At 34.4% G+C, this 25983-nt stretch carries 17 protein-coding genes; 5 read left to right on the plus strand and 12 right to left on the minus strand.

The genetic code is table 11. The features are described from left to right. Window positions 1-25 precede the first annotated feature (25 nt). The 3 genes from AC1EUU_RS00900 to AC1EUU_RS00910 all read left to right on the plus strand — a co-directional run bounded on the left by AC1EUU_RS00900 (window position 26) and on the right by AC1EUU_RS00910 (window position 4645). Entirely contained in the window at window positions 26-2557 is a 2532-nt protein-coding gene (locus AC1EUU_RS00900; RefSeq protein ID WP_480199489.1) for a M14 family metallopeptidase, read from the plus strand. An 11-nt stretch (window positions 2558-2568) separates the two neighbouring features. Further along, window positions 2569-3879 (plus strand): DUF819 family protein, encoded by a 1311-nt coding sequence (locus tag AC1EUU_RS00905; protein ID WP_480199490.1) that lies wholly within the window; start codon window positions 2569-2571, stop codon window positions 3877-3879. A 76-nt stretch (window positions 3880-3955) separates the two neighbouring features. After that, window positions 3956-4645, plus strand: coding sequence for a DUF4369 domain-containing protein (locus AC1EUU_RS00910; protein WP_480199491.1), 690 nt, complete (start codon window positions 3956-3958; stop codon window positions 4643-4645). A 66-nt stretch (window positions 4646-4711) separates the two neighbouring features. Here AC1EUU_RS00910 and AC1EUU_RS00915 read toward each other — a convergent pair whose 3' ends face one another. The 12 genes from AC1EUU_RS00915 to AC1EUU_RS00970 all read right to left on the minus strand — a co-directional run bounded on the left by AC1EUU_RS00915 (window position 4712) and on the right by AC1EUU_RS00970 (window position 20896). Next, a complete protein-coding gene (locus tag AC1EUU_RS00915) occupies window positions 4712-5512 on the minus strand; it encodes a TIGR00266 family protein (protein ID WP_480199492.1) in 801 nt (266 codons plus the stop codon). A gap of 304 nt (window positions 5513-5816) precedes the next feature. After that, window positions 5817-6128 (minus strand): YbjQ family protein, encoded by a 312-nt coding sequence (locus tag AC1EUU_RS00920; protein ID WP_480199493.1) that lies wholly within the window; start codon window positions 6126-6128, stop codon window positions 5817-5819. A gap of 74 nt (window positions 6129-6202) precedes the next feature. After that, window positions 6203-6895, minus strand: a complete 693-nt coding sequence (locus tag AC1EUU_RS00925) for a cyclase family protein (protein WP_480199494.1) — start codon at window positions 6893-6895, stop codon at window positions 6203-6205. A 35-nt stretch (window positions 6896-6930) separates the two neighbouring features. Next, window positions 6931-7677: a DUF1835 domain-containing protein gene (locus AC1EUU_RS00930; RefSeq protein ID WP_480199495.1), complete on the minus strand. Its 747-nt coding sequence runs from the start codon at window positions 7675-7677 to the stop codon at window positions 6931-6933. Window positions 7678-7686: 9 nt separating this feature from the next. Continuing rightward, the gene (locus tag AC1EUU_RS00935) at window positions 7687-8148 is read right to left on the minus strand and encodes a DUF4442 domain-containing protein (protein ID WP_480199496.1); all 462 of its coding nucleotides are present in this window, start codon (window positions 8146-8148) and stop codon (window positions 7687-7689) included. A 129-nt stretch (window positions 8149-8277) separates the two neighbouring features. Then, entirely contained in the window at window positions 8278-9708 is a 1431-nt protein-coding gene (locus AC1EUU_RS00940; protein WP_480199497.1) for an alpha-amylase family glycosyl hydrolase, read from the minus strand. A 4-nt stretch (window positions 9709-9712) separates the two neighbouring features. Beyond that, entirely contained in the window at window positions 9713-13204 is a 3492-nt protein-coding gene (locus AC1EUU_RS00945) for a TIM-barrel domain-containing protein (RefSeq protein ID WP_480199498.1), read from the minus strand. Between the two features lie 4 nt (window positions 13205-13208). Next, complete coding sequence (locus AC1EUU_RS00950; protein ID WP_480199499.1) at window positions 13209-15149, minus strand: glycoside hydrolase family 13 protein; 1941 nt, start codon at window positions 15147-15149, stop codon at window positions 13209-13211. A 12-nt stretch (window positions 15150-15161) separates the two neighbouring features. After that, window positions 15162-17468: a glycoside hydrolase family 65 protein gene (locus AC1EUU_RS00955; RefSeq protein ID WP_480199500.1), complete on the minus strand. Its 2307-nt coding sequence runs from the start codon at window positions 17466-17468 to the stop codon at window positions 15162-15164. 66 nt (window positions 17469-17534) lie between these two features. Next, window positions 17535-18203 carry a beta-phosphoglucomutase gene (pgmB, locus tag AC1EUU_RS00960; RefSeq protein ID WP_480199501.1) on the minus strand — a complete coding sequence of 223 codons (669 nt, stop codon included), beginning with the start codon at window positions 18201-18203 and terminating at the stop codon, window positions 17535-17537. After that, window positions 18196-19731 carry an MFS transporter gene (locus AC1EUU_RS00965; RefSeq protein ID WP_480199502.1) on the minus strand — a complete coding sequence of 512 codons (1536 nt, stop codon included), beginning with the start codon at window positions 19729-19731 and terminating at the stop codon, window positions 18196-18198. The genes pgmB and AC1EUU_RS00965 overlap by 8 nt, the downstream gene beginning before the upstream one ends. A gap of 136 nt (window positions 19732-19867) precedes the next feature. Next, window positions 19868-20896: a LacI family DNA-binding transcriptional regulator gene (locus tag AC1EUU_RS00970; RefSeq protein WP_480199503.1), complete on the minus strand. Its 1029-nt coding sequence runs from the start codon at window positions 20894-20896 to the stop codon at window positions 19868-19870. A 225-nt stretch (window positions 20897-21121) separates the two neighbouring features. Here AC1EUU_RS00970 and AC1EUU_RS00975 point away from each other — a divergent pair, with 225 nt between their 5' ends. Both AC1EUU_RS00975 and AC1EUU_RS00980 read left to right on the plus strand, forming a co-directional pair. Then, window positions 21122-24055, plus strand: a complete 2934-nt coding sequence (locus AC1EUU_RS00975; protein ID WP_480199504.1) for a SusC/RagA family TonB-linked outer membrane protein — start codon at window positions 21122-21124, stop codon at window positions 24053-24055. A gap of 78 nt (window positions 24056-24133) precedes the next feature. After that, window positions 24134-25981 carry a RagB/SusD family nutrient uptake outer membrane protein gene (locus AC1EUU_RS00980; RefSeq protein ID WP_480199505.1) on the plus strand — a complete coding sequence of 616 codons (1848 nt, stop codon included), beginning with the start codon at window positions 24134-24136 and terminating at the stop codon, window positions 25979-25981. Window positions 25982-25983: the final 2 nt, after the last annotated feature.

A 25983-nucleotide genomic window follows, 5' to 3' on the forward strand; every position in this document is an offset into this window, starting at 1 on the left:
TTTGGACTTCTAATTCAATAATACAATGAAAAATATAGTCTTTCTGTTTCTTTTACTTCTTTCCCTATCAATTTTTTCGCAAACAAAATCACCTCAAGACTTTTTAGGATATGACCTGGGAGATCATTTTTCTCGTCATCATCAAGTAGTTGATTATTTTAAACATGTAGCGGAAACGAATGATAATGTCTCACTTTTAAAATATGGCGAAACGTATGAGCGTCGTCCACTATACTTGGCGTTTATTACAGCACCCGAAAATTTTTTGAAACTAGAAGAATTGAGAGAGAATCATTTAAAAACGATTGGAGTAATTGAGGGATCGCCAAATGAAGATATTGCCGTTGTATGGTTAAGCTACAATGTGCATGGTAACGAGGCATCTAGTACCGAGGCATCCATGAAAACACTACACGCTTTGGTTGACCCTAATAACCAGCAAACGAAAGAATGGCTTAAAAACACCATTGTCATTATGGATCCTTGTATTAATCCAGATGGGCGCGATAGATATGCAAATTGGTTTAATCAATTTGGTAATAGTCCATATAACAAAAATCCAGACACTAAAGAACACCACGAGCCATGGTTAAGCGGAAGGCCGAATCACTATATGTTTGATCTAAATAGAGATTGGGCATGGATTACACAAGTGGAATCACAGCAGCGACTAAAACAATATAATAAATGGCTACCTCATATTCATGTTGATTTTCATGAACAAGGAGTAGATAACCCATATTATTTTGCCCCGGCAGCCGAACCATATCATGAAGTTATCACTAATTTTCAACGTGATTTTCAAAAGACCATAGGTAAAAATCATGCAAAATACTTTGACAAAAATGGATGGTTGTATTTTACCAAAGAATGGTTTGATCTTCTTTATCCGAGTTATGGTGATACCTACCCAACGTTTAACGGAGCTATTGGAATGACCTACGAACAAGCTGGTCATGGTAGAGCAGGTTTAGGAATTACAAATTCTGAAGGAGGAGAGTTAACTTTAAAAGATAGAATTGAACATCATTATACAACCGGGCTTTCAACAATAGAAACAGCTTCTACAAATGCTGATCAGTTAAAAAAGGAATTTGCTGACTACTTTATAAAGGCAAAAAATAGCCCTAAAGGGCGCTATAAAAGCTTTGTTATTAGTGCGGATAATGACCGCGATAAGATAAATAGCCTACGAAAGTTATTAGATAATCATGAAATTAATTATGGTACTTCAAATTCAAATTCTTCAGTAAAAGGGTTTGATTATCAGTTAAATAAAAACAGTAACATACGATTATCAACAAATGATCTGGTGATTAATATGAATCAACCTAAGTCTAATTTAATAAAGTCGCTTTTTGAACCTCAAGCTAAATTAAGAGATTCGTTAACCTATGATATTACTGCCTGGTCATTACCGTATGCACGTGGGTTAAAAGCCTATGCGCTAACGAATGTAATAGCCGTTAATGATGCTCCTAAAATTGAGGAAAATGGTAAAATAACTGGTTCGGAAAAACCTTATGCGTACCTTTCAAAATGGAATAATGTTGCCGATGCTTCTTTTTTAGCAGAATTATTAAAGCATAATGTAAAAGTCCGCTTTTCAAGCCTTCCATTTTCAATCAATGGTAAAGATTATGCTGCAGGAACATTAATTATAACCAGAACAGGGAATAAAAAGTTAGGAGCGAAATTTGATGAAATAATTAGAAAAACAGCTAAGGATTTTAATAGAAATTTAAATGCTGTTTCTTCAGGATTAGTTACCAAAGGAAAAGACTTTGGATCAGCTACAGTTAGATATATAAAACCACCTAAGGTAGCGGTGCTGTCGGGTAAAGGAGTTTCTAGTTTAAGTTTTGGTGAGATTTGGCATTTCTTTGAGCAGCAGCTGCACTATCCGATTACTGTTTTAGATGCAGACTATTTTAGTGGGGTAAATTTAGATAAGTACAATGTTTTAATTTTACCCAATGGCTGGTATGGTAGTACCTTAAGTGAGAAAAGACTAAAATCTTTGAAAGAATGGGTGCAAAAGGGCGGTAGATTAATTGCTATAGATGGTGCTTTAAATAAATTTGCCAGCAGTAAAGATTTTCAATTATCAAGGTTTAAAAATGATGATGAAAAGAAGGCAGCTGAGAAAATTGAAGAAGAACTTAAAGCGAAATTAGAACTAGAAGCATTTGATAATCTTGAACGTCAAGCTATTTCTAATTTAATTACAGGAAGCATTTTTAAAGCCATGATAGACAATACAAATCCATTAGGGTTTGGCTATGAAAAAACCTACCACACGCTTAAATTAAATAGTAATCATTATGCCTATTTAAAAGAAGGCCAAAATGTGAGTGTTATTAAAGATAAATCTGATCAGGTAAGTGGATTTGCAGGTGCTAATGCACTGAAAAATATAGATAATTCCTTAGTGTTTGGAGTAGAAACAATAGGAGGCGGTGAAGTTGTGTATTTAGTTGATAATCCATTATTTAGAAGCTTTTGGGAAAATGGAAAATTAGCTTTTTGTAATGCTGTTTTCTTCGTTGGACAATAAAAACATATAACATGGATACTTCACCACTATTTACACAAGACACAATTGCCTTTGGTCTCTTAATGATTGCCTTAGGATTTATTTTTTATACTTCTTCCAGTAAAAATGGATTTTGGAAAAAGTTTTACGGAATTGTCCCCGCATTATTTTTAGCTTACACTATACCAGCTTTATTTAGTACACTTGGACTCATTGCGCCAGAATGGGAAACAGTAAATGAGACGGGAGAAGCTGTTAAGCATAAGTCTAATTTATATTATATGGCGAGTCGCTACTTATTACCAGCAGCTTTGGTTTTAATGACTTTAAGTATCGACTTAAAAGCCGTTTTCAACTTAGGTTGGAAAGCGTTGGTTATGTTTCTAACAGGTACAATTGGAATAATGCTTGGTGGACCAATAGCAATTCTTATCGTTTCAATTTTCTCACCAGAAACTGTAGGAGGTGTAGGGCCTGATGCTGTATGGAGAGGCTTATCCACTTTGGCGGGAAGCTGGATTGGTGGTGGTGCCAACCAGGCTGCGATGTTAGAAATTTATGGCTATAATCAAGACAAATTTGGAGCAATGGTACTTGTTGATATCGTTGTGGCTAATGTTTGGATGGCATTATTGCTAATTGGAATAGGTAAGTCTGCACGAATTGATAAATGGCTAAAGTCAGATACTTCGGCTATCGAAGAATTAAAAGAGAAAGTATCAACTTATACAAAAAAGGTAGAAAGAAATCCTAATCTTAGTGATTTCATGATCATTGCTGCAATAGCATTCGGCACTGTGAGTTTTGCTCATTTTTCAGCAAATTATTTAAGTACTTTTTTTACTGAAGTTGTTGCGAATATAGAATCTGCCGGAACCAGAAATATATTTACTTTTTTAAGCTCTCAATTTTTTTGGATGATTAGTATTTCAACGATTGTAGCAATAGTATTATCATTCACCAAATTAAAAACCTACGAAGGTGCAGGAGCTAGTAAATTGGGAAGTGTTTTTATTTATATACTCGTTGCTACTATTGGGATGAAAATGGATTTAAAGGGAGTATTTGATAATTTAGGGCTCATAGCAGTTGGTGTTATATGGATGCTGATTCATGCAATACTTTTAATTGCAGTAGCAAAATTAATTAGAGCACCATACTTTTTCTTGGCCGTTGGTAGTCAAGCGAATGTAGGTGCAGCAGCTTCGGCACCAGTTGTAGCAGCTGCTTTTCATCCATCATTAGCAACAGTTGGGGTATTACTTGCCGTATTTGGTTATGCAATTGGAACAGTTGCCGCTATAGGTTGTACGATCTTAATGCAAATAGCTTCGGGAGGATAATTAAAGGCTAGTTTTGCCTTGGTCTGATAGGTTGAAACTTATAAAATCTCTATATTCGCATCCGAAAATTAGGAATATGAAGAATATTATTTTAGGATGTTTGATTGCGTTATTTTTTATAGCCTGTTCTGGAGATAAAAAGAGCAATATGTTTATAAACGGAGAAATAAAAGGCTTAAAAAAGGGAGTTTTATATCTTCAAAAACAAAAAGATACATTAATAGTATCAGTCGATTCTATACATCTGGACGGGGTAAGTACTTTTACATTATCAGATGCTTTAGAAAGTCCTGAGGTTTATTATTTGACGTTAGGTGATGATAAAAATAAGAGGATTTTATTTTTCGGCGATGAAGGGGAAATTACAATTAATACAAAGTTAGATAAGTTTGTGTATTCAGCTGAAGTTTTAGGATTAAAGAATCAACAATTGCTCGAAGAATACAATGAGATGATCAAGAAGTTCACCGATAAAAATCTTGATCTTATAAAAGCAGAGTTTGAGGCTAAGAACGATAGTGTAAAACGCGATTCTATCTTAAAACAATCTAATAGTCTGATCAAGAGAAGATACTTTTACACTACCAATTTTGCTGTAAAAAATGCAGACACTGAGGTTGCTCCGTATTTAGCTTTAACCGAGTTGTATAATGCAAATATTAATTTGTTGGACACAATTAATAACTCACTTTCGCAAGATATAAAAGCATCAAAATACGGTAAAGAACTTGATAAGTTTATTGCTGAGATTAAAGAGAAACAGTAATGTCATTCTGAGCGAAGTGAAGAATCTGTATTGAGATCTTTCACTTCGTTCAAGTAGACAATTACATTAAAATCGATTATCTCCATCAAGTATATCGCCTAAACCGCCTAATATACTTCCTTCACCTTTACTTTTATTACCTGTTTGTGGCGCAGAGGCAATAACGCGTCCAGCTAATCTACTAAAAGGTAGTGATTGAACATATACAGTACCAGGTCCGCGAAGGGTAGCGAAAAATAATCCTTCACCACCAAATACGGTGTTTTTAATTCCGCCAACGAATTCTATATCATAATCTACGGTATGATCAAAGCCAACAATACATCCAGTGTCTACTTTAAGTACTTCTCCTGCTTGTAATTCTTTTTTTGCAACGGTACCTCCAACATGTAAAAAAGCCATTCCGTCACCTTCAAGCTTTTGCATAATAAACCCTTCGCCACCAAAAAGTCCTCTACCTAATCTTTTAGAAAATTCAATACCAATGGAAACACCTTTAGCTGCACATAAAAAGGCATCTTTTTGACAAATGAATTTTTGGCCATATTTAGACAAGTCAAGCGGAATAATTTTTCCCGGATACGGAGAAGCAAATGATACTTTCTTTTTACCTTGTTCTATATTCAAGAAAGAAGTCATAAAGAGACTTTCGCCGGTTAAGATTCGTTTCCCTGCTGAGAAAATCTTCCCTAAAACGCTTTGTGTTTGCCCCGATCCGTCGCCAAAAATGGTATTCATTTTAATACCGTTATCCATCATCATAAAACTTCCGGCTTCGGCAACTACGGCCTCTTGTGGATCTAATTCTATTTCTACATATTGCATTTCTTCACCGTAGATAGTGAAATCTATTTCGTGTGCTGTCATTTTGTTTGGTTTATAATTTATTTTTATTCTGTTCTTTAAAGTTATAAAAATCTTGGCAGGTAGTAATTTATAATTATTACTACGTTAGAGCTAAATAACTAGAGAAATGACCATAAGAATATGTTGTCATCTTTCTCTAATAACTTCGCTAGTTTTTTTTCTTGTAAGATAAATTTAATTATCTCTTTTCTCGAAATCTTCTGTCTGGCTAATATTCATACGTCGAATAATAAGATAGATAATGGCTATACCGATAAAAACCCAGATAAGAATTTGTAGCCCAATTGCAAATGCTTCCATAATCTTAAAGTTTAACAGCCGTACCATAGGCTAAGATTTCAGCAGCTCCTTGCATCACCATAGCAGTTGTTAAGCGAACATTCACAATGGCATCAGCGCCCATACGCTGGGCATCGCTAATCATGCGTTGCATGGCTTGTTCTCTGGCATGCGCTTGTAACTTGGTGTATTCTTCAATTTCTCCTCCTACAATATTTTTAAGTCCGGCGAAAAAATCACGGCCGATATTACGTGCACGTACGGTACTACCACGGGCAATACCTAAAATCTCTTTAATTTCTCTATTAGGAATAGTTTCGGTTGTTGAAATGATCATAGTAGTTGTTTTTTGATTAATGTAATTATAAGTTGTCAAAAATTAAATTTTGTTACAACATACAACCTATTTACTTATTCAAAAACGGCAATTGCTCTTACAGGAGAGCCAGTTCCACCTCGTATTTTTAATGGCAAACCAATGAATCTAAATGTGCCTCTTCCGATTAATTTATCAAGATTAATGAGGTTTTCGTAATGCGTAAACCCGAACGCTCCACAGATGTGATGTACTTCTTTGTTTGAAATTCCGGATACCCCGGGCGACATAGTCTCTACTCCAAAGGCAACAATGTTTTTTTCTGCTAAATACTTGGCGGAAGCGATGGACAGGCCTGGCCCTTTTGACCAGTTTTCTGTATTGAAATGCTTTCTATAATGATTAGTATGAAACAACACGGTAGTTCCTTTAACTATGGTAAGATTTTCTTTTTTACAAGCCTCTTCAATTTCTTGAGGTTCAATTAACTCTCTTAAGCCTTTATGAGAGAAATCCAAACAAATTGCCTCGGTGTAAAACATTGATAAGGGCATTGTGTCAATAGACTGACCTTTATATTGTGCGGCCATATGATTGATGGCGTCAACATGAGTTCCTGTATGTTCGCCCATTTCTAATTTGTAAACAGCAGGTGTTCTGGTGATTGGTTTTTTTATACCGTCCCATTCTTCATGCGTATTATGTACAGACATTTTTACTTGAGGTAAATCTTTATAAACGGGCATACCTTCGTAAATATCTTGACTTAGGTCTATTATTTCAGACATTATTATTTTTTTAAAATAGAAAGCTGCTAGATATACTAGTAGTTGTCTATTATTTCATCGTATAATTTTTTAACCTGCAAGTCTCCAAAACCATAAATATTTTCTCTTTTATTAAATTCTCTAAATATGACAGGGAATTTTCTGGTTTTTAATTCCTTCATGATCTTTTTTAAAGATTCAGTTGGTCTTCCAAGATTTCCATTACTCGGAATTCGATCAATATGAGCTTCTACCGCTCTATATATAAAAGGATATTCTTTCCTTAGCGTTGAAGCAATATTGACTAATTCATCAGTATTATTATTTTTATATAGCTCCCACAAACCAGATATCTTATGTGCATTTCCCAAAACAAGTTTGTTCTTATATCTTGATTCAAGTTGTAATTGGTTTAATGCTCCAAAACCAAACTGAGAATGAGTTTCTGGTCTAACTAAAAATAGCCTACTGTTCGTAGCGTTTTTATACAATAGGTTAGTGATAAACCAAAAATTTACCTGACAAAATAGATCATCTTCAAACCATAAATTAACTTCAGAATCGGCTTCAATATTTAAAATTTTATGAAATTCAGGAACCACTTTTTGATAATAGTCTCTTGTAGTTCCGCCATAGGTTCTGCTTAAGTACTCAGCTCTATTGTTAAAAAGTTCATCAAGTGTTCTTCCTTCAACTGTTCCATCAACCAGGCATTCTCTAGCCACAATGACCTGCCCTTCAATATTTTTTGGGAATTGATTTTTAAGCGCATCGCCATTTAATATGTGAATTTGTTTTTTCAACTTAATGCCCTATTTTGTCTTCACCTTAATCCCCCAGGTAAATTCCCATAGCGAAACGGATTCCCCTTGCTCATCGAAGCCTTCTGAGGTAAGTGTTATTGTTTGACCTTCTCCGGTTTCAATTGATTTTTGAATGGCTTCTTCAATTAAATAACCGTCTTTACAGATAAAATTAATTCTTCCTGTTGCTTTTTTAGTAAATTCTCCTTTTTGCTCACGTACTAACATTGATATTTTTTGTCCGCTTTCACGTATTTTTTTCATTACTAAAATACCCGTTGTAAGTTCTGAAGCCATGCCTTGGGTTGCCCAGTAAAGAGATCGGAATGGGTTTTGATTGATCCAACGATGTTTTACAGTAGCCGTAGCTTCATTATCAGAAATTGATTTCACCCGTACTCCAGAAAAATATGCAGAGGGTAATTTAAAGAGTAAGAATTTATTAAGGTTGCTGACGCTATATTTTGCCATTCATTAAATTTTGAGGTCAATTTAATTAAAAATTCCCTGATAAAAACTTTATCAGGGAATTAAGGCTATTTGAATAAGTTCGCAGAAATGAATTCAGTTCAACGCACTTTTCATTTTATTGAAGCTATATCAATGAATCAAAATTTTATATTCCCACGGCTGTAAACTTAATTTGTCTTGATTCAGTTCGGTTTTTGAATTTGTCATATAATCTAAAAACTCTCCTTTAATAACATTATCAATTTCTAAAGGCTCTTTAGAAAAATTAGCAATAAATGTTATTGAACTACCATCTTTGCTTCTTGTAAAAGCCATGATGTTATCATTCCCTGTAGCAATTGACTTGTAATCAGCTCTATTTTTACCACCATGTAAGGCAGAAGAAGTGTTTTTAAGTTTTCCTAATTTTTCAAGAATTGGCCACACTTTACCCTTAGTTTTTGGAATTTCATCTTTTTCAAAGAATTTTAATCGATGATTCATATCATATTCTTGACCTGAATATATAAGAGGCATCCCAGGAAGCATATAGCTGAATGCAAGCATTGCTTCACCACTTTCTCCCATGCGCTCAGTAACAGTACCATTCCATGAGTTTTCATCATGGTTTGTAACAAAGTTCATTAAGAAATCATCGTTTTGGTAAGCTGTATCAATTTTTTGCATGTAAGCATTCCAATCTTTAGCACTTTTATGGCCTTTTGCCATTTCATTCATAATATGGTGTCCTTCCCAATTATATCCCATATCAAAGGCATTATGGAATAAGGTTTTTGATTCAGATTCGGCAAGCATAAATATTGGTTTAGTAGCTTGAAGTTGTTTCGTAGCAAATTCCCAGAAAGGAGTAGGCACCTCACCGGCTACATCACACCTAAAACCATCTATATCAAAGTCGGTTAACCAATAATTCATATCGTTTGTCATTTCCTGCCAAAGCTCTTTATTATCATAATTAAGATCGGCAACATCTGTCCAGCCCCAAGATGCTCCTGTTCTTGGGTCTACAGGATCGGTTATTTCTCCTTTCTCATTTTTAGTATAAAACTCTGGATGTTTTTCAATCCATGAGTGATCCCAGCCAGTATGATTTGCAACCCAATCTAAAATGACGTACATACCATTATCATGTGCTGTTTTAACTAGCTTTTTAAAATCGTCGGCAGTACCAAATTCAGAATTTATACCTTTATAATCTGCTACAGAATAATAACTACCTAAATACTTTTTACGTTCTTCATCATCTTTAATATCATGAACCATTAGATCACCTTTGGCTTTTCTATTTTTCATGCTTATTGGATGAATTGGCATGAGCCAGATTATTTTTACGCCAAGTTTTTTAAGCTCAGGAATGTCTTTGGTGAATTCATTAAAGGTACCTTCTTTTGAATATTGACGGATGTTTGCTTCATAGATTACTGCATTCTCCATCATATCGCTTGATACTGGGGCAATGTTTTCAACTACAGTATCGTTTGATGCTTTTTCTTCTTTTTTTTCACTTTTACAGGAAGCTATCAATAGAATGATAACAAAAAATGCCATTATGTTTCTCATGATTTTAATATTTACGTTTTATATTTATTTCAAGTTCTTTTGAGGTATTCCAGATTACAGGAATGACTAAAGTTTTGCTTTTTTCATTCCAAATTATTTGTGTTTTTTTTCCGTTTACTTTAACCCGCTTTGGTTTCCAATCTATGTTATGAATACTAATATTTAACTGCTTTGAATTTGCCTTATAGTGATTACCTGTTTCAGCGTTTAATTTAAGTTGTAACCATTTTTTTTCAAGTTTGGACTTAAACCTTAATAGTTCATAGTGACCATTTTTAAAGGCATTTGTAGTTTTTCCGTCATCGTTGTAAAGCTGGCCTTCACTTTCTTTGATAGAAGTATCATGGTAATAATTCAATTCTATTTTAGATCCGGTATATTCACTAGTGCTTTGCATAGGCATGGCAGTTGGAATAAATGCCCCGGCTCTAACATATGTAGGAATATAATTTTCTTTTAATTTTATAGTTCGTGTTTGTCCTCCTTCAATTTTTTCCTTGGTATGGAAATCAAACCAAAGACTCCTTTTTGGAAAGTAAATTTCTTGTTGTTTTATGCCAGCCTCCATTATTGGGGAAACAAGAATATCATTGCCCCAGAGGTATGCTTTAGAATAATTTAATAATAAAGTATCATTAGGTTCTTCAAAAAAAAGCGGTCTCATTAATGGAGCACCTGTAGTGTGGTTATTGAATGCTAACGTATAGTTATATGGTAAAAATTTATAACGCAATTCAATGGCCTCTTTAGCTAGTGCTTTTGTTTTAGCTTCTCTAAAAACGGGTTCTGGAGGAACTTCTTCTTGAGCATGAGGTCTATATATGGGTTGAAAAACACCATATTGTAACCAACGTGTGTACAATTCATTATCTAAATTATTACCCGCAAAACCACCTAGGTCAGAATGCATATATGATAAACCTTGCATTCCCATTTGTAATGCAATTTCTGGTTGACTGTGCAAACCTCCCCAGCTTCTATTTACATCTCCAGACCATGGAATTAACCCGAAGCGTTGAGAACCAGTAGCTCCTGCACGCATAAGGATGAATGGCCTTGTTTTTGGGAAATCTCTCTTATAGCCATTATACACCAATTGTGCCCAATCATGTCCAAAGGTATTATGCACTTCATTAGACGAACCGGTAGCGTGTTGAACCCAATCTGGATGCACCTCTGGCTCCCCTAAATCTCCCCAAATACCTGCCACACCTTGGTCGGCTAATTCTTTATAAATATTCCAAAACCATTGCTTGGCTTTAGGTTTATAAACATCTATGATACCAGTATTTCCAAAATAAAATTCATACTGAGCAGGTTTTCCAATAGAATCTTTTGCCAATACACCGGCTTCAACGGCTTCATTCCATCTTTTAGAAGTAGATAAAATAAAAGGTTCAGTAACTAAGATGGTATTTACATTTTTTGACTTAAAATTTTTGATCATTTTTTGTGGCTCAGGGAAAGAGTCTTTAAGCCATTCAAGATTGCCCATATGCCCTTTAATATCTTTACCGAACCAATAAATATCAATAATAACAGCGTCTAACGGAATCTTTTCATTTTTAAATGCTTTAACTGTTGCCTCAGTCTCAGCTTGTGAATGGTATCCAAATCTACTTGAGAAATTACCAAAAGCCCATCGTGGTGGCATTGGTTGTTTACCGGTTAGATCGGTATAGTTATCGATCAGATCTAACCATGAATCTCCTATAGCGATTTGATAAGTTTTTCTACCCGAAATAGTTTCATATGTAAGTGTATTGGTAGCTTCACTGTCTAAATCGAGATAGCCAATTGGAGCGTTATCAAAATGAATCATGTACTGTTTTGATGAAAGTACTAAAGGCATTGTATAGTTCATTAGTTTACTACGTTCTTCATATCCATAATGAGCCTTGTTATAGAGTTGAAGCCTATTACCTCTACGATTCATACCTAAGGCTCTTGCGCCTCCACCATAAAGTATTTCATCTTCAGTAAGGTTAAATTGAAGCGTTTCTAAACCATCTATTTTTCTATAGCCATTTCTTTCAGAAATGATTTCTTTATTGTGATGTAAGTAGGTTATTTTAAAAGGCTGCTGTTGTATGTCAACGGAAATGCCTCCTGAAGTAATAACATAATTATTCTTCGTAAGAACAGGAATTGTTGCAACCTTTTCAGGATTTAGAACAACGGCATGTGATTCTTTTTTAAATTCTTCATTAGTAGGTATAAAAGTGGTTTCTACAATCTTATCAGTATAAAATTGAATCCAATAAACACCATCGCTTACTTCGACTTTATATTTACTTTCCGATTCTTGAGAAGCATTAATAAAAGTTCTTACAGGATTCTTGGCTTTTGGGAAAAGCCACAGCATTGCTTCTTCAAAGCTTGTTTTCCAGAGTTCTTCGTTATGCTTTCCATCAGGAACCACTTTAGACAGTATATTTTCTCTAGTGAAACCTTGCTTCTTTAAAATGGTAACCATACTGTTCATGTCTTTCACAGTCTGATTTATTTCATTAAAGGCAACATTGCTTCCTTCTTTGCCACCAGCTAAAAAATATATCTGAGTATTCTTAAGATTTCCATGAGCTTTAGAAAATTCATTGATCTGAGGTGCAAACCAAAAAGCTGGAGAAAATACTCCGATTTTTCCAAACTCTTCAGGATATTTTAACGCAGCATAATGAGAAATTAATCCACCCATTGAGCTCCCCATAATTCCGGTGTTTTCTCTATTGGTTAAAGTTCTATAATGTTTGTTGATGTAAGGTTTAAGTGTATTAACCAAAAAATCGAGATAAGCATCACCTTGACCTCCTCCATATTTTCTATTCACCCAAGGAGAATACTCATTAAGTCTTTTTTCACCACCATTATCAATACCAACAACAATGGCTTTAAAATTATTTAACTTATAAAGTTTATTTAATGTTTCATCTACTTGCCATTCACCAGAATAAGACGACGATTTGTCAAATATATTTTGGCCATCATGCATATATAAAACGGGGTACTTTTCTTCTGAATCATTATAATTGGGCGGCAGATAAATCCATATACGACGTTTGGTATTTAATTGAGGTATTTCAAACGAATCTGAAATTACAGTTACATTTTTAACAGCTGTAGATTTTTTACCAGCACTATTTTCGTCCCAGCTAGAAATTTTAATAAAAACGGTATCATTTTCCTTAGTGAACTTGTAGGTGCGATTATCTATTTGGGCTCCTTCTTGATCGCGTTCAACAGTTTGCCAATTTCCTAAGGTAAACTTGTATAAAAAAGTATCTATATTTTTGGATAGTGTAATCGTATATAAGGTGTCCTGCTTCTTTAATTTATAAGCTTCTTTTCCACCAGACCACCCTTCAAAATCACCAGAAATAAACAATGAATTATTATAGTCATGATTCTCTGGCAATTCGTTCACAACAAAAGTTACCTGGCCAATTGTTGAAGCTGTGAAAAATAAGCTCAATAAAAGAAGAAAAATTCTTTTCATTTATTTATAGTTTAGTGGTAAGTAATAAACTTCCTCTTTCATTTAATTGAATACCGTCTCCCCAAGTGATGGTTTCTCCAGTAATTATGTTTTTTAAGGTTTTACCTTTTAAATCCATCTCAGCATGACGTTTTAAATCGATTTCTATGGGTTCTTTATTCTTATTAATTATGTGAACTAAGGTTTCATCACCATGCACGCGATATAGAAAATAGGTGCCCATAAAAGGTGCAAAATGAGTTGTTTTTCCTTCGTGAATAGCCTTGCTATTCTTTCTATAATTGAGTAATTTTTTAAGAAATAATTTCATTTCTTTTTGATCAATTGTGAGCCCTTCTTCAGTAAATGCATTTACCGCATCACCTTGCCATCCACCTGGAAAATCGGTTCTAATTAAACCATGATCGCCAGGTTTTTCAAAATCGTCCATAAGGATTTCAGTACCATAGTAAATTTGCGGAATCCGCGGAAGAACTAGCAGATAGCTCAACGCCATTTTGGTATTTTTAATATCACCTTTTAGTTGGGTGAAAATACGACTCATATCATGGTTGTCTGGAAAAATCATGATATTCTTGGGTGAGGCATATGCAAAATCGTTAGCTAAACCTTCATAGATCTTTACAAGACCTTTATCCCAGGATTCCTCATCGTTTAGCGCTTCAACAATTTTACGCTGCATAGCGAAATCCATGGTAGATTTTAGATTTGAATTGTAACCATCTTTATTGTTATTACCTTTTTGCCAATATCCTATTAATAATGGATTGTAGCTCCATTCTTCACCAACAATATTAAAATTTGGATATTCATTCATAATAGCGCCTGCCCATTCACTCATAAATTTTTTGTCAGGATAAGGATATGTATCTTGACGAATACCACTTAGACCAAGAGTTTCAATCCACCAAATACTATTTTGAATGATATATGATGCCATAAATGGATTTCGCTGATTAAGATCGGGCATAGCGTCAACAAACCAACCATCTGCATTATCTTGTTTATCAACTTGAGATGCATATAAATCTTGATTACTGGTTCGTCTGTGATTTGAATGAATCACTGTTTTCCAGTTCCAATTGTCCTTATTGTTTTCGTAATGTTCTTGATAATTCAGCCAGTCATCAAAAGGAAGGTCTTGAATCCACCAATGCCCCAACCCACAATGATTTGCTACTTGGTCCATAATAATACCAATCCCTTTTTCATTGGCTTTTGAAGCTAGTTCTTTATACGTCTCTAAAGTTCCAAATCGAGGGTCAACCTGATAATAATCGGTTATGGCATATCCATGATAAGAGCCCTGAGGCATATCGTTTATTAATAAAGGGCTTGACCAAATTTGAGTAAATCCCATTTCTTTGATATAGTCAAGATGATCAATAATTCCTTTTATATCTCCGCCATGGCGTTTGTAATCATGAGATCTATCGATTACTGTTTCTTTAAGTCCATCTACAATATCATTCGTTGTGTTTCCATTGGCAAAACGATCTGGTGTAATTAAATAGATAGCATCGGTGTTATTAAAACCTTTGTGATCATCACCATTCTTAAGCCTTTTTTTCAACTCATAAGTATGTGCTTTTGTTTCACCTTGCTCATTTTTAAAAACAATATCAAATTTTCCGGCATTTGCAAGTTCAGAAATTGATATATCTATAAAAAGATAGTTGTTGCTTTCTGTTGCTTTAGATATTTTGTCTATTGTGACTCCTGTATATGATATACTAGGTTGATAGCTACCAATGTTCTTATGATTTACTAAAAGTTGAAGCTTCGAATTTTTCATTCCCACCCACCAATTTGGAGGCTCAACCCTTAATAAAGATTGATTGGAAATTGTTTTATTGGCTTCGCTTATTGATAAATTATCCTTCTTGTCTTGCTTGCAGGAAAAGAAGAAGCTAATACATGTTACTATTATAATTAGTTTCTTCATGACGTTTATTTTTTAAATTGTTACCAAGTTATTGGGTGATACATTTATTGTTTTATTATTAACAATAATGTCTAGGTCTAGATCACCTTCAAGTTCAAATTTTGTGTCTTCGTGACATACACTAATTTTTAGAATTTGCCCTCTAAAATTGACTTTAAAAGAGTATGCTTTCCATTGTTGCGGAATTTGAGGTTCAAAACTTAAAGTGTTGTTTTTAATGCGCATTCCGCCAAAACCTTCTACAATACTCATCCAAGTACCAGCCATAGAAGTAATATGCAGGCCTTCATGTACTTCTTTATTGTAATCATCAAGGTCTAGGCGAGAGGTACGTAGATAAAACTCATAGGCCTGGTGCATTCTACCAAGTTTTGCAGCTTGAATGCTATGAACACAAGGAGAAAGTGAGCTTTCATGTACTGTAAATGGCTCATAGAAATCAAAATGGCGCTCAAGCTCTTCTACAGAAAAGTGATCTTCAAAAAAGTAAAAACCTTGTAGTACATCTGCCTGTTTAATGTATGGTGAACGCAAGATGCGATCCCAACTCCATTTTTGATTAATTGGTCGATGCGAAGTTTCGAGATTATTAACAGGAACTAATTCTTTATCTAAAAATCCGTCTTGTTGTAAATATACTTGATGATCCTCCGAAAAAGGTAAATACATTTCGTCTGCTACTTTCATCCAATCATAGCTTTCTTCCCCTTTGAGATTTACTTTATTGATAATTCTTTTAAAATCTTCAGGAAGTTCATGCTTTACTTTATTCAAACATTCAATGGCATATTCAATACACCATTTAGCTAAATAATTAGTATACCAGTTATTATTGACATTATTTTCATATTCATTAGGTCCGGTAACACCTAAAATGACATATTGATTTTTATTTGTTGAAAATGTAGCACGTTGATGCCAAAATCTTGCTATTCCGATTAACACTTCCAGTCCCTTTTCAGAAACATAGCTAAAATCTCCGGTATAACGTACGTAGTTGTAAATAGCAAAAGCGATAGCGCCGTTTCTATGTATTTCTTCAAATGTAATTTCCCATTCATTATGGCATTCTTCTCCATTCATAGTTACCATAGGGTAGAGGGCAGCCCCATCTTTTAAGCCGATGTTCTTTGCATTTTCTATTGCTTTTTCTAGATGGGCATAACGATACTCAAGTAAATTTCTTGCCACTTTTTGATCTTTGGTAGTCATATAAAATGGTATACAATAAGCTTCAGTATCCCAATAGGTACTACCGCCATATTTTTCTCCGGTAAAGCCTTTTGGACCAATATTTAATTGCGGATCTGTACCTAAATATGTTTGATTAAGTTGAAAGATATTAAATCGAATTCCCTGTTGTGCTTTAACATCACCATTTATGGTAATATCAGCCATGTCCCATATTTGCTGCCAAGATTGCTTCTGAAGTTTTAGAAGATCGGTAAATCCAAGGTTTGTTGCTTTAGATAATGCTTTTTTTGCGGCTTCTTTGAGGTCAATTTTATTATGATTTCTATCAACCGTATAACCTCCAAATTTATGAATCTTGAATGTTTCATTCTGTTTGATATTCGATGTAAAAGAACTCGCAATTTTTGTAGATGTCTTTTCTAATCGAGGACTTAACTCAATTTGTTCATCATTTATATATAAGAGAGTTTCCATATGCGTACACACATGAAAATTAGTTTTTAATGTATGCGATTCTATAAATGCTTGTGTACCTTCATGAGAGATACTAGTGGTTTCCCAAAATTGATCATCCCAATTAGAATCTTCATTGGTGATACCACTGTCTAAATATGGTGTAATTGTAATGTTAGCTGTTTTATTAAGGGGCGTAATTGCGTATGAAATTGCTCCAACTTCATCAATATCTAAACTCAAAAAACGTTTCACCGTTACTTTTACTTCAATATTATTCTGTAAAATAGCTGAGAAACTTCTTGAAAGCCATCCTTCCCTCATGTTCAGCTCTCTTCTGAAGTTTTTCACTTCTTTGCATGTATTGAGATCAAGAAGCTCTTCTTCAATTTTTATATCAATGCCTATCCAGTTCGGGGCGTTTAATACTTTTGCAAAATACTCCGGATATCCGTTCTTCCACCAACCAACTTTCGTTTTGTCGGGGTAATAGACACCTGCAATATAGCTGCCTTGAAAAGTGTCTCCAGAGTATGTTTCTTCAAAGTTGGCACGTTGCCCCATGGCTCCATTACCAATACTAAATAAACTTTCTGATGATTTTATTTTCTGAGCATCAAATCCTTCTTCTACAATACTCCATTCATTTGGTATGATATAATCCTGATTCATTTTATTTAAATGTTAGAAATTAGATGTCAAATCATGATGTTTTTAAAACATCTAAATCTTAATATTTTAGTTATCGTTATTCTTTTTGATTAATGTTTCTATAAATTCACTTGAGATTTCAGTAAAATTTTTGAAAACAAAATCTGCTTTATTTAATATATTGTTATCGCCAATACCAATACTTATCATTTGGGCTTTATTTGCTGCTTCTATACCTGCTAGAGAGTCTTCGAAGACAATACAGTTTTTGGGAAGCATATCAAGTTTTTTGGCAGCAATTAAAAAAACTTCTGGATCTGGTTTGGCTTTGCTAACATCATTACCATCTACAATTACATTAAAGTGATTGAAAAGATTTACTTTTTGCAATATTTTTCGCGCATTTTTACTAGCTGATCCTAATGCTATGGGCTGCTGATTAGCAATAAGATAGTTCAACGTTTCAGGGATGTCTGGTAAGACTTCGCTCTCATTCATTTTGTCAATGTATGATAAGTAATCATCATTTTTTTTACCCATCAATGCCATAAATTGCTGTTCGGAAATTGACTTTTGGCCCCAGCTTAGAATTTTCTTTAGCGATTCTTCTCGACTAACGCCCTTTAATTGTTCATTTTGAACTTGGGTAAAATCGATACCTATGCTATTAGCCAATTTTTTCCAAGCTAAAAAGTGATACTTGGCAGTATCAACTATTACACCATCTAGATCGAATATGAATCCTTTTTTATTCATTAATTTCTTGTACTGTTTTATCACTTACGGTTAATGAAAGTATACCAGCTAGAATCATAGAAACTCCGCCAATAATCAGTGCGTAAATGGGTTGATTGTTAAAAAATCTAGAAACTAAAAATCCTAATATAGATGCGGCCACTAGTTGAGGTATTACAATAAAGAAATTAAATACCCCCATGTAATATCCCATTTTATTTGCTGGTAATGCACCCGAAAGCATAGCGTATGGAATGGATAATATACTTGCCCAGGCAATACCAACACCTATCATTGGTAGCCATTCAATAGTAAATGTGCTTGGCGCGTTAATAAAGTAAATAGACATTAAACCTAGACCACCAGCAACTAAAGCAAGAAAATGGGTGAATTTTCTACTTGTTTTTTTTGCAACAATTGGTAACAAAAATGCTACTATGGCAGCTACCAGATTATAGTTGGCGAACATAGCACCAACTTGATTTGCTCCAATATTATAGCTTTCTGAAGTAGTATCGGTGGTACCATAAATATGTTCTGTTACTGCGCCAGTAGTATAAATCCACATAGAAAATAATGCAAACCAAGAAAAGAACTGTACCCAAGCTAATTGCTTCATTACTTTAGGCATAGATTGAAAATCATTAACAATGGTTACAAAGCCATTTTGTATTTTATTATTTTTTTGAAGTACTCCAGAAATTATGAGTGCTAAACCACCAAGGGTTATAAGGCCAAGAGTAAGTACGAATAAATCTTTTTTAAGGTCAAAATGATGTACGGCAAATGTTGCTAATAAACCGATGAGTGTTAACCCGATTCCTTTACTAAGATGCGCTGTTCCAGTTTTTAGATACCAGTCTTGTGTCTTTTCTTCTTTAACAAAGTTTTTATCTTCGGAGGCTTCTTCAAAGGCTTTCATTTCTTCTGGACTGTATTCCTTTGATTTTAGTACGGTCCATAGAACTGCAATAAGAAAAGCAATACCTCCGACATAAAATGAGTATTTAACAGAGTCTGGAATAACACCTTCGGGAGCTGTATTAGAGATTCCTAAATACGTCATAAATTCAGGAAGCCTAGATGCAACATACGCGCCTACACCTATAAAGAAACTTTGCATAGCAAAGCCTTTTGTTAATTGGCTATTAGGTAAATTATCTCCTACGAACGCTCTAAAAGGTTCCATAGAAACATTTATAGATGCATCCATAATCCATAACATACCGGCAGCAAACCACAAATAAGGTGAATTGGGCATAACAAATAATGCTAAAGATGCCAGTATAGCACCAATTAGAAAATATGGTCTACGCCTACCAAGTTTAGGATGCCAGGTTCGATCACTAAAATAACCTATAATAGGTTGAATTATTAATCCTGTTAAGGGAGCAGCTACCCATAATATGGGAATGTCTTCTATTTCGGCACCTAAGGTTTGAAAAATTCTACTCACGTTTGCATTCTGTAATGCAAAACCCATTTGAATCCCTAGAAATCCGAAACTCATATTCCAGATTTGCCAGAAACTTAATTTCTGTTTTTTCATTGGAAAAAAACTTAAATGATTAGATAAATACAAGGCATAAATCTACCTTGCTTATGTGTGAAGTGTGAAATAAATAAGAGCTAAATTGTATGAATTTAGCGGTGTAAATATATAAATTTTATTTAAAACCCAACGATTAAGTATTTTTATTAGTAGAATTTCTAATCTTTAAATTGGTTGATATTACTTCGGTTTGATAGATTTCACCTGCATTTTTATTTTCAATTCTATTAATCAATAACTCGGCAGATTGTTGCCCCATAGTAAAGCCATGTTGGGCAACCGTAGTAAGAGAGGGCGTAGAAAATTCTGAGATCAATCCGTCGGTAAAACCGATAACTGCTATATCATTTGGAATTGATAAATTATTCTTTTGCGCAATTTTCATAGCAATTGCTGCGAAGATTTCATTAACCGCAAAAATCCCGTCTGGTCGATTTTCTGAAAGGATTAGTTTTTCAATTTGCTGATAATAATCTTCTTCATCATTAATTGAAATAATGAGGTCTTCATCTACAGCAATATTGTTTTCTTGCAAAGCTCTAAAATAGCCTAGCTTTCTATCTGAGCTCACGTTAAGTGTATCTAAAGAGGTTAATAGAGCAATCTTCTTACATCCAATTTCTATAAGATGTTTAGTTGCTTTAAAGCCACCGCCAATGTCATCAACAATTACTTTATCACACTTTATTGATTCGTTAACCCGGTCAAATAGGAGAAGCGGAACATCATCTTCAATCAATTCATTTAAATGATCGTAATCATTTTTGTTTAAAGTCTCTTTTGATATAGATATAATAACACCATCTACACTTCCATTAGCGAGCATTTGTATATTCAAAAGTTCTTTATCGTAAGATTCATTAGAAAGGCAAATCATGGTTGTATACCCTCTTTTATTTGCAATATCTTCAATACCACTAATAACCTTTGAAAAAAAGTGGTGAACAATCTCTGGAATTACTACCCCAATAACAGAAGTTTTTTGATTTCTTAGTTTTAACGCAAGGCTATTGGGTCTGTATTTATAATAAGCTGCATAAGCTCTAATTTTTTCTTTGGTTTCTTCGCTAATTTCATGACTATCATGTAGTGCTTTAGAAACAGTAGAAACCGCCACGTCTAGCTCTCTGGCTATATCTTTTAGTGTGATTTTAGATCGCATATTATAAAATTAACAAAAAGTGTTCGTTAAATATTTGGTTTTAACTTTTTTTGCAAGGCTTTAATGCGAAAATAAAAAAAACTTTTTAACACGAAACCGTTTTCGTAGCAAAAATGGGGGGTACAGAGTTGTTAATTTAATGTTAAGCATGTAACTTCACCGAGTGAAATGTGAAATTTAGATAAGTTTTAAAGCTTAAAAATTAGACTAATTCAATTAAAATTTATGATGAAACTTAAGAATGCTTTTTTAAGTATTGTAATGCTTCTTCCCTTTATGGCTTTTGCCCAGCAAACCTTAAAAGGAAAAGTAACAGATAAAGCAACGAGTACCGAATTACCGGGTGTTAATGTTGTTATAAAAGGAACTTCCAATGGTACTTCAACTGACTTTGACGGATTATTTCAGCTCAATAATGTGAACATTGGAGATGTTTTGGTTTTTACATATATAGGTTATAATACCTTAGAAGTAACAGTTGCTTCTTTTGATGACCTTAATGTTCTACTTGAAGAATCGGCCGAGAGCCTGGATGAAGTAGTAGTTATCGGTTATGGTAGTACCACTAAACGAGATGCTACTGGTTCTTTAGAAAATGTAAAACCTGAAGATTTCAATAAAGGGGCCATCGTTTCTCCAGAGCAACTTATTGCAGGTAAAACCGCCGGTGTACAAGTTACGCCAAGTAGTGGTGCGCCAGGACAAGGAGGAACTATAAAAATTAGAGGTGGAACTTCGTCTATTTCTAATGGAGGAGGATCTACACAACCTTTAATTGTGGTTGACGGATTTCCATTAGATCAGCAAGATAGTGGTCTTAATTACATAAACCCAAATGATATCGAAAGTTTTACCGTATTAAAGGATGCTTCTTCTGCGGCGATTTATGGTTCAAGAGCTACGGCTGGTGTAATTTTAATTACCACAAAATCGGGTAGAAGAGAAACGGATTACAGAATTTCATTCGATACGAAACTTTCAGTTGGAGAAGTATCAGAAGAAGTTGATGTATTGTCGCGTTCGCAATTTATCACCGCGGTAAATAATACGAATACACCAAATGCAATAGCTTTATTGGGTGATGATAATACCTATTGGCAAGATGAAATCTATGAATCAGCTTTTGGTCATGACAGTAATTTTACATTATCGAAAGGATTTAAAAATTCATCAATACGTGTATTATTTGGACATTTAGACCAAAAAGGTACATTAAAGAATAGTTATGTGCAAAGAACATCAATGTCTGTTAAATATGTGCACAATCTATTTAAAGATAATCTAAGAATTGAAGCAAACATTAGAGGCGCTCAATTACATGATAATTTTAGCAATCAAGGAGCAATAGGCTCGGCAGTATCATTTGATCCAACCAAACCTATTTTTGATACGACAAGCCCGTTCGGTGGTTATTTCGAATGGACCAATGCTGGTGGAGGGATTAATACTGTTGCACCAAGAAATCCTGTTGGTTTAATTGATCTACAGCGTAATACGGCTAATACCGATAGAGTTCTAGGGAGTATTAAATTTGACTATAAACTCCCATTTTTAGAGGGTTTAAAAGCAACTGCAAACATTGGATTTAATTTCAATGAAGTAGACCAAACGATTATAACCCCTCCAGAAGCGGCACAAGATTTTGTTAATCAAGGAAAGAATAGATTTGAGAAAACTGTAAACAGAAGTAAACTTGCAGATATCTACTTAAACTATGTAAAAGATATAGAAAGTATAAATAGTAAAGTAGACTTAACAGTAGGTTACTCTTATCAAAACTTTTTTAAATCAAAAAGGTTTAATGAGGTGTTAGGTACAGGGGTTACTAGTGTAGGGTTTGCTACTAGACCAAATGATGTAGTATTATTATCATATTTTGCAAGGGCAAATTTTACACATAATGACAAGTATAACTTAACATTAAGTGCAAGAAGAGATGGTTCATCTCGTTTCTCACCAGAAAATCGTTGGGGTAATTTTTATTCTGCGGCTGCAGCTTGGAATATATCTCAAGAGGAATTCTTAAAAGATTCTAAAGTACTTTCTAATCTAAAACTTAGAGTTGGTTACGGACTTACCGGGCAGCAAGAAATAGGACCGGCATATCCATATATACCTCTGTATACAGATGGAGATGGTAGAGTAACCTACCAATTTGGAAGCGAATTTGTAACAACAATTAGACCAGAAGAGTATGATGAAAATATTAAATGGGAAGAATCAACATCTTATAATATTGGTTTAGATTTCGGATTTTTAGATAATAGAATCTCAGGTTCAATCGATGCATATTTTAGAGAAGTTGATGACGTATTACAGCTTATTTCAGTTCCTGCAGGTACTAATTTGTCAAATTTCATTACTACTAACATTGGTAGTGTTGAAAATAAAGGTCTCGAGTTTACTTTAAATGCAATTCCTGTGCAGACCGAAGATTTAACATGGGATGCTAGCTTTAATATTTCATTTTTTGATGATGAAATCACAAAGCTTACTTTAAATGATGATCCAAGTTTTCAAGGAGTGCAAGTTGGAGGTATTTCGGGTGGTGTAGGTAATAACATTCAAATAAACTCTGTAGGTTATCCACAAAATCAGTTTTATGTTTTTCGACAAGTATATGATGCAAATGGAAATCCATTAGAAGGAGTATATGAAGACAGAAACAATGACGGAATCATTAATGATAGTGATAAATATCGTTATAAAACACCTAATGCTGATTATACTTTAGGCTTTACTTCTAGCTTACAATACAAAGCTTTTGATTTAAATTTTACGCTTAGAGGAAGCGTAGGTAATTATGCTTATAATAATGTAGCGTCTGCTACAGGTAACCAAGCATCTTTAATTGGTGTAAATGCATTATCTAATGTACATGCCTCATTTTTAGATACAAATTTCCAGTCTCAGCAATTATTTAGTGACTATTATATACAAGAAGCATCATTTTTGAAGATGGACAATATAAGCGCTGGATACAACTTTGAAAATATTTTTAAGAAAGATGGTAGTAGATTAAGATTATTTGCGACAGTTCAAAATGTATTCACAATAACCGATTATGAGGGCTTGGATCCTGAAATTTTTGGAGGTATCGATAACAACTTTTACCCACGTGCCAGAACAGTGATACTAGGGTTAAATGTTAACTTTTAATTTATGATGGTAATAAAAAATAAAATGATGAATAAGTTTTTTAAATTATTTGTTTACAGTTTGTTAATCACTTTTTCGATGGCATTTTTGTCGTGTGAAAGCGATTTGGATACCGAACCAATAGTAGACCAAACGGCTGTAAATGTTTTTGATAGCCCAGATTCTTATAAGCGATTTTTGGCGAGAGTTTATGCCGGTTTTGCTGTAAGCGGACAACAAGGGCCTGCTGGTAATCCAGATATTGCCGGTATAGATGAAGGTTTTTCTAATTACTTAAGACAATATTGGAAACACCAAGAACTAACTACAGATGAAGCCATTATAGCTTGGAGAGATGGTACAATTCATGATTTACACAATCATGTTTGGACTTCTTCAAACGAGTTTGTAAAAGCAATGTATGACAGAATTTACTTTCAAATAGTTCTTACCAATGAGTTTTTAAGAGAGACCACTGATGCCAAACTTGATTCAAGAGGCGTTTCTCAAGATTTGAGAAGTCAAATTCAAACATTTAGAGCGGAGGCACGCTTTTTAAGAGCTTTAAGTTATTGGCATGCCATTGATATGTTTGGTAATGTTCCTTTTGTTACAGAAGATGATCCGGTAGGTGCTTTTCTACCAGAACAAAGAGATAGAGATTTTGTATATAATTATGTGGTAGATGAATTGAATGCTATCGAATCTGAAATTGCAAGCCCTCGTTCTAATGAATATGCCAGAGCCGACCAAGCCGCATTATGGATGTTACAGGCTAAGTTATATATGAATGCCGAAGTATATACAGGACAACAGCAATATAGCGAAGCACTTACTGCTATTAATAAAGTGATAGCAGCGGGTTATAGCCTGCATGATAGCTATGATGAGTTATTTTTAGCAGATAATGATTCGAATGGCGCTCAAAATGAAACAATTTTTCCAATTGCTTTTGATGGTTTGAGAACGCAAGGATTTGGAGGAATAACATTCTTATTACATGCCCCGGTTGGAGGAAGTCAAGATCCAGCTGATTTTGGAATTAATGGCGGATGGTTTGGTATTAGAACTACAGAAACTTTTGTGGACAAATTTGATATAAACACCACGTCTTTAAATGCGGCGCTAGGAGCAGCATCTTCTTGGGGATTAGTTGGTAGTGCTACCGTGAATGGATGGGATGGACCAGACATGACACTCTATCAAGATGGAACCGATAAATTTTCAGCTTTTGTGACCTTAGCAGATGGTGAAATTAAATTTAGAGAAAATAACGATTGGTCTAATAACTATGGAGATGATGGAGTAGATGGAACAACCGAGCCTGGAGGCGCCAACATTGCTGTGAGTGCCGGAACATATAAAGTTACTTTTGATTTAGGAAATCTTACCTATTCCTTAGGTCAGGTTACTGATGATAGATCCAATTTTTATACAGACGGACAAGAATTAGAAATTGCTGATCCTTTTGATTTTTCACAAGGATACCTTGTTGAGAAGTTTAGCAATTTAACTTCAACAGGCCAACCTGGATCTGACCCATCAGGCGATTTCGGTGATGCCGATTTCCCAATGTTTAGATTGGCAGATGCTTATTTAATGTATGCCGAGGCTGTCTTAAGAGGCGGCGCAGGTGGAGATATAGGTACTGCAGTTGGATATATTAATGATTTAAGGGAAAGAGCGTATGGAAACTCTAGTGGTGAAATTAACGCATCTGATTTAACATTAGATTTTATTTTAGATGAACGTTCACGAGAATTACATTGGGAAGGTCATAGAAGAACAGACCTAATTCGCTTTAACCAATTCACAACTAATGGTGTATGGCCATGGAAAGGTGGAGTTGCAGAAGGAAGAACAACCGAAGCGTTTAGAGACATTTTTCCTATTCCATCTTCTGATATAATTGCAAATCCATCGCTTAATCAGAACCCAGGATATTAATC

The organism is Maritimimonas sp. 2205BS37-2 (assembly GCF_056591755.1).

Bases quoted from the DNA above. Each gene is read 5' to 3' on its own strand.
- AC1EUU_RS00900 (WP_480199489.1), top strand. From the start codon at position 26: ATGAAAAATATAGTCTTTCTGTTTCTTTTACTTCTTTCCCTATCAATT.
- AC1EUU_RS00905 (WP_480199490.1), top strand. From the start codon at position 2,569: ATGGATACTTCACCACTATTTACACAAGACACAATTGCCTTTGGTCTC.
- AC1EUU_RS00910 (WP_480199491.1), top strand. From the start codon at position 3,956: ATGAAGAATATTATTTTAGGATGTTTGATTGCGTTATTTTTTATAGCC.
- AC1EUU_RS00915 (WP_480199492.1), bottom strand. From the start codon at position 5,512: ATGACAGCACACGAAATAGATTTCACTATCTACGGTGAAGAAATGCAA.
- AC1EUU_RS00920 (WP_480199493.1), bottom strand. From the start codon at position 6,128: ATGATCATTTCAACAACCGAAACTATTCCTAATAGAGAAATTAAAGAG.
- AC1EUU_RS00925 (WP_480199494.1), bottom strand. From the start codon at position 6,895: ATGTCTGAAATAATAGACCTAAGTCAAGATATTTACGAAGGTATGCCC.
- AC1EUU_RS00935 (WP_480199496.1), bottom strand. From the start codon at position 8,148: ATGGCAAAATATAGCGTCAGCAACCTTAATAAATTCTTACTCTTTAAA.
- AC1EUU_RS00940 (WP_480199497.1), bottom strand. From the start codon at position 9,708: ATGAGAAACATAATGGCATTTTTTGTTATCATTCTATTGATAGCTTCC.
- AC1EUU_RS00945 (WP_480199498.1), bottom strand. From the start codon at position 13,204: ATGAAAAGAATTTTTCTTCTTTTATTGAGCTTATTTTTCACAGCTTCA.
- AC1EUU_RS00950 (WP_480199499.1), bottom strand. From the start codon at position 15,149: ATGAAGAAACTAATTATAATAGTAACATGTATTAGCTTCTTCTTTTCC.
- AC1EUU_RS00955 (WP_480199500.1), bottom strand. From the start codon at position 17,468: ATGAATCAGGATTATATCATACCAAATGAATGGAGTATTGTAGAAGAA.
- pgmB (WP_480199501.1), bottom strand. From the start codon at position 18,203: ATGAATAAAAAAGGATTCATATTCGATCTAGATGGTGTAATAGTTGAT.
- AC1EUU_RS00965 (WP_480199502.1), bottom strand. From the start codon at position 19,731: ATGAAAAAACAGAAATTAAGTTTCTGGCAAATCTGGAATATGAGTTTC.
- AC1EUU_RS00970 (WP_480199503.1), bottom strand. From the start codon at position 20,896: ATGCGATCTAAAATCACACTAAAAGATATAGCCAGAGAGCTAGACGTG.
- AC1EUU_RS00975 (WP_480199504.1), top strand. From the start codon at position 21,122: ATGATGAAACTTAAGAATGCTTTTTTAAGTATTGTAATGCTTCTTCCC.
- AC1EUU_RS00980 (WP_480199505.1), top strand. From the start codon at position 24,134: ATGGCATTTTTGTCGTGTGAAAGCGATTTGGATACCGAACCAATAGTA.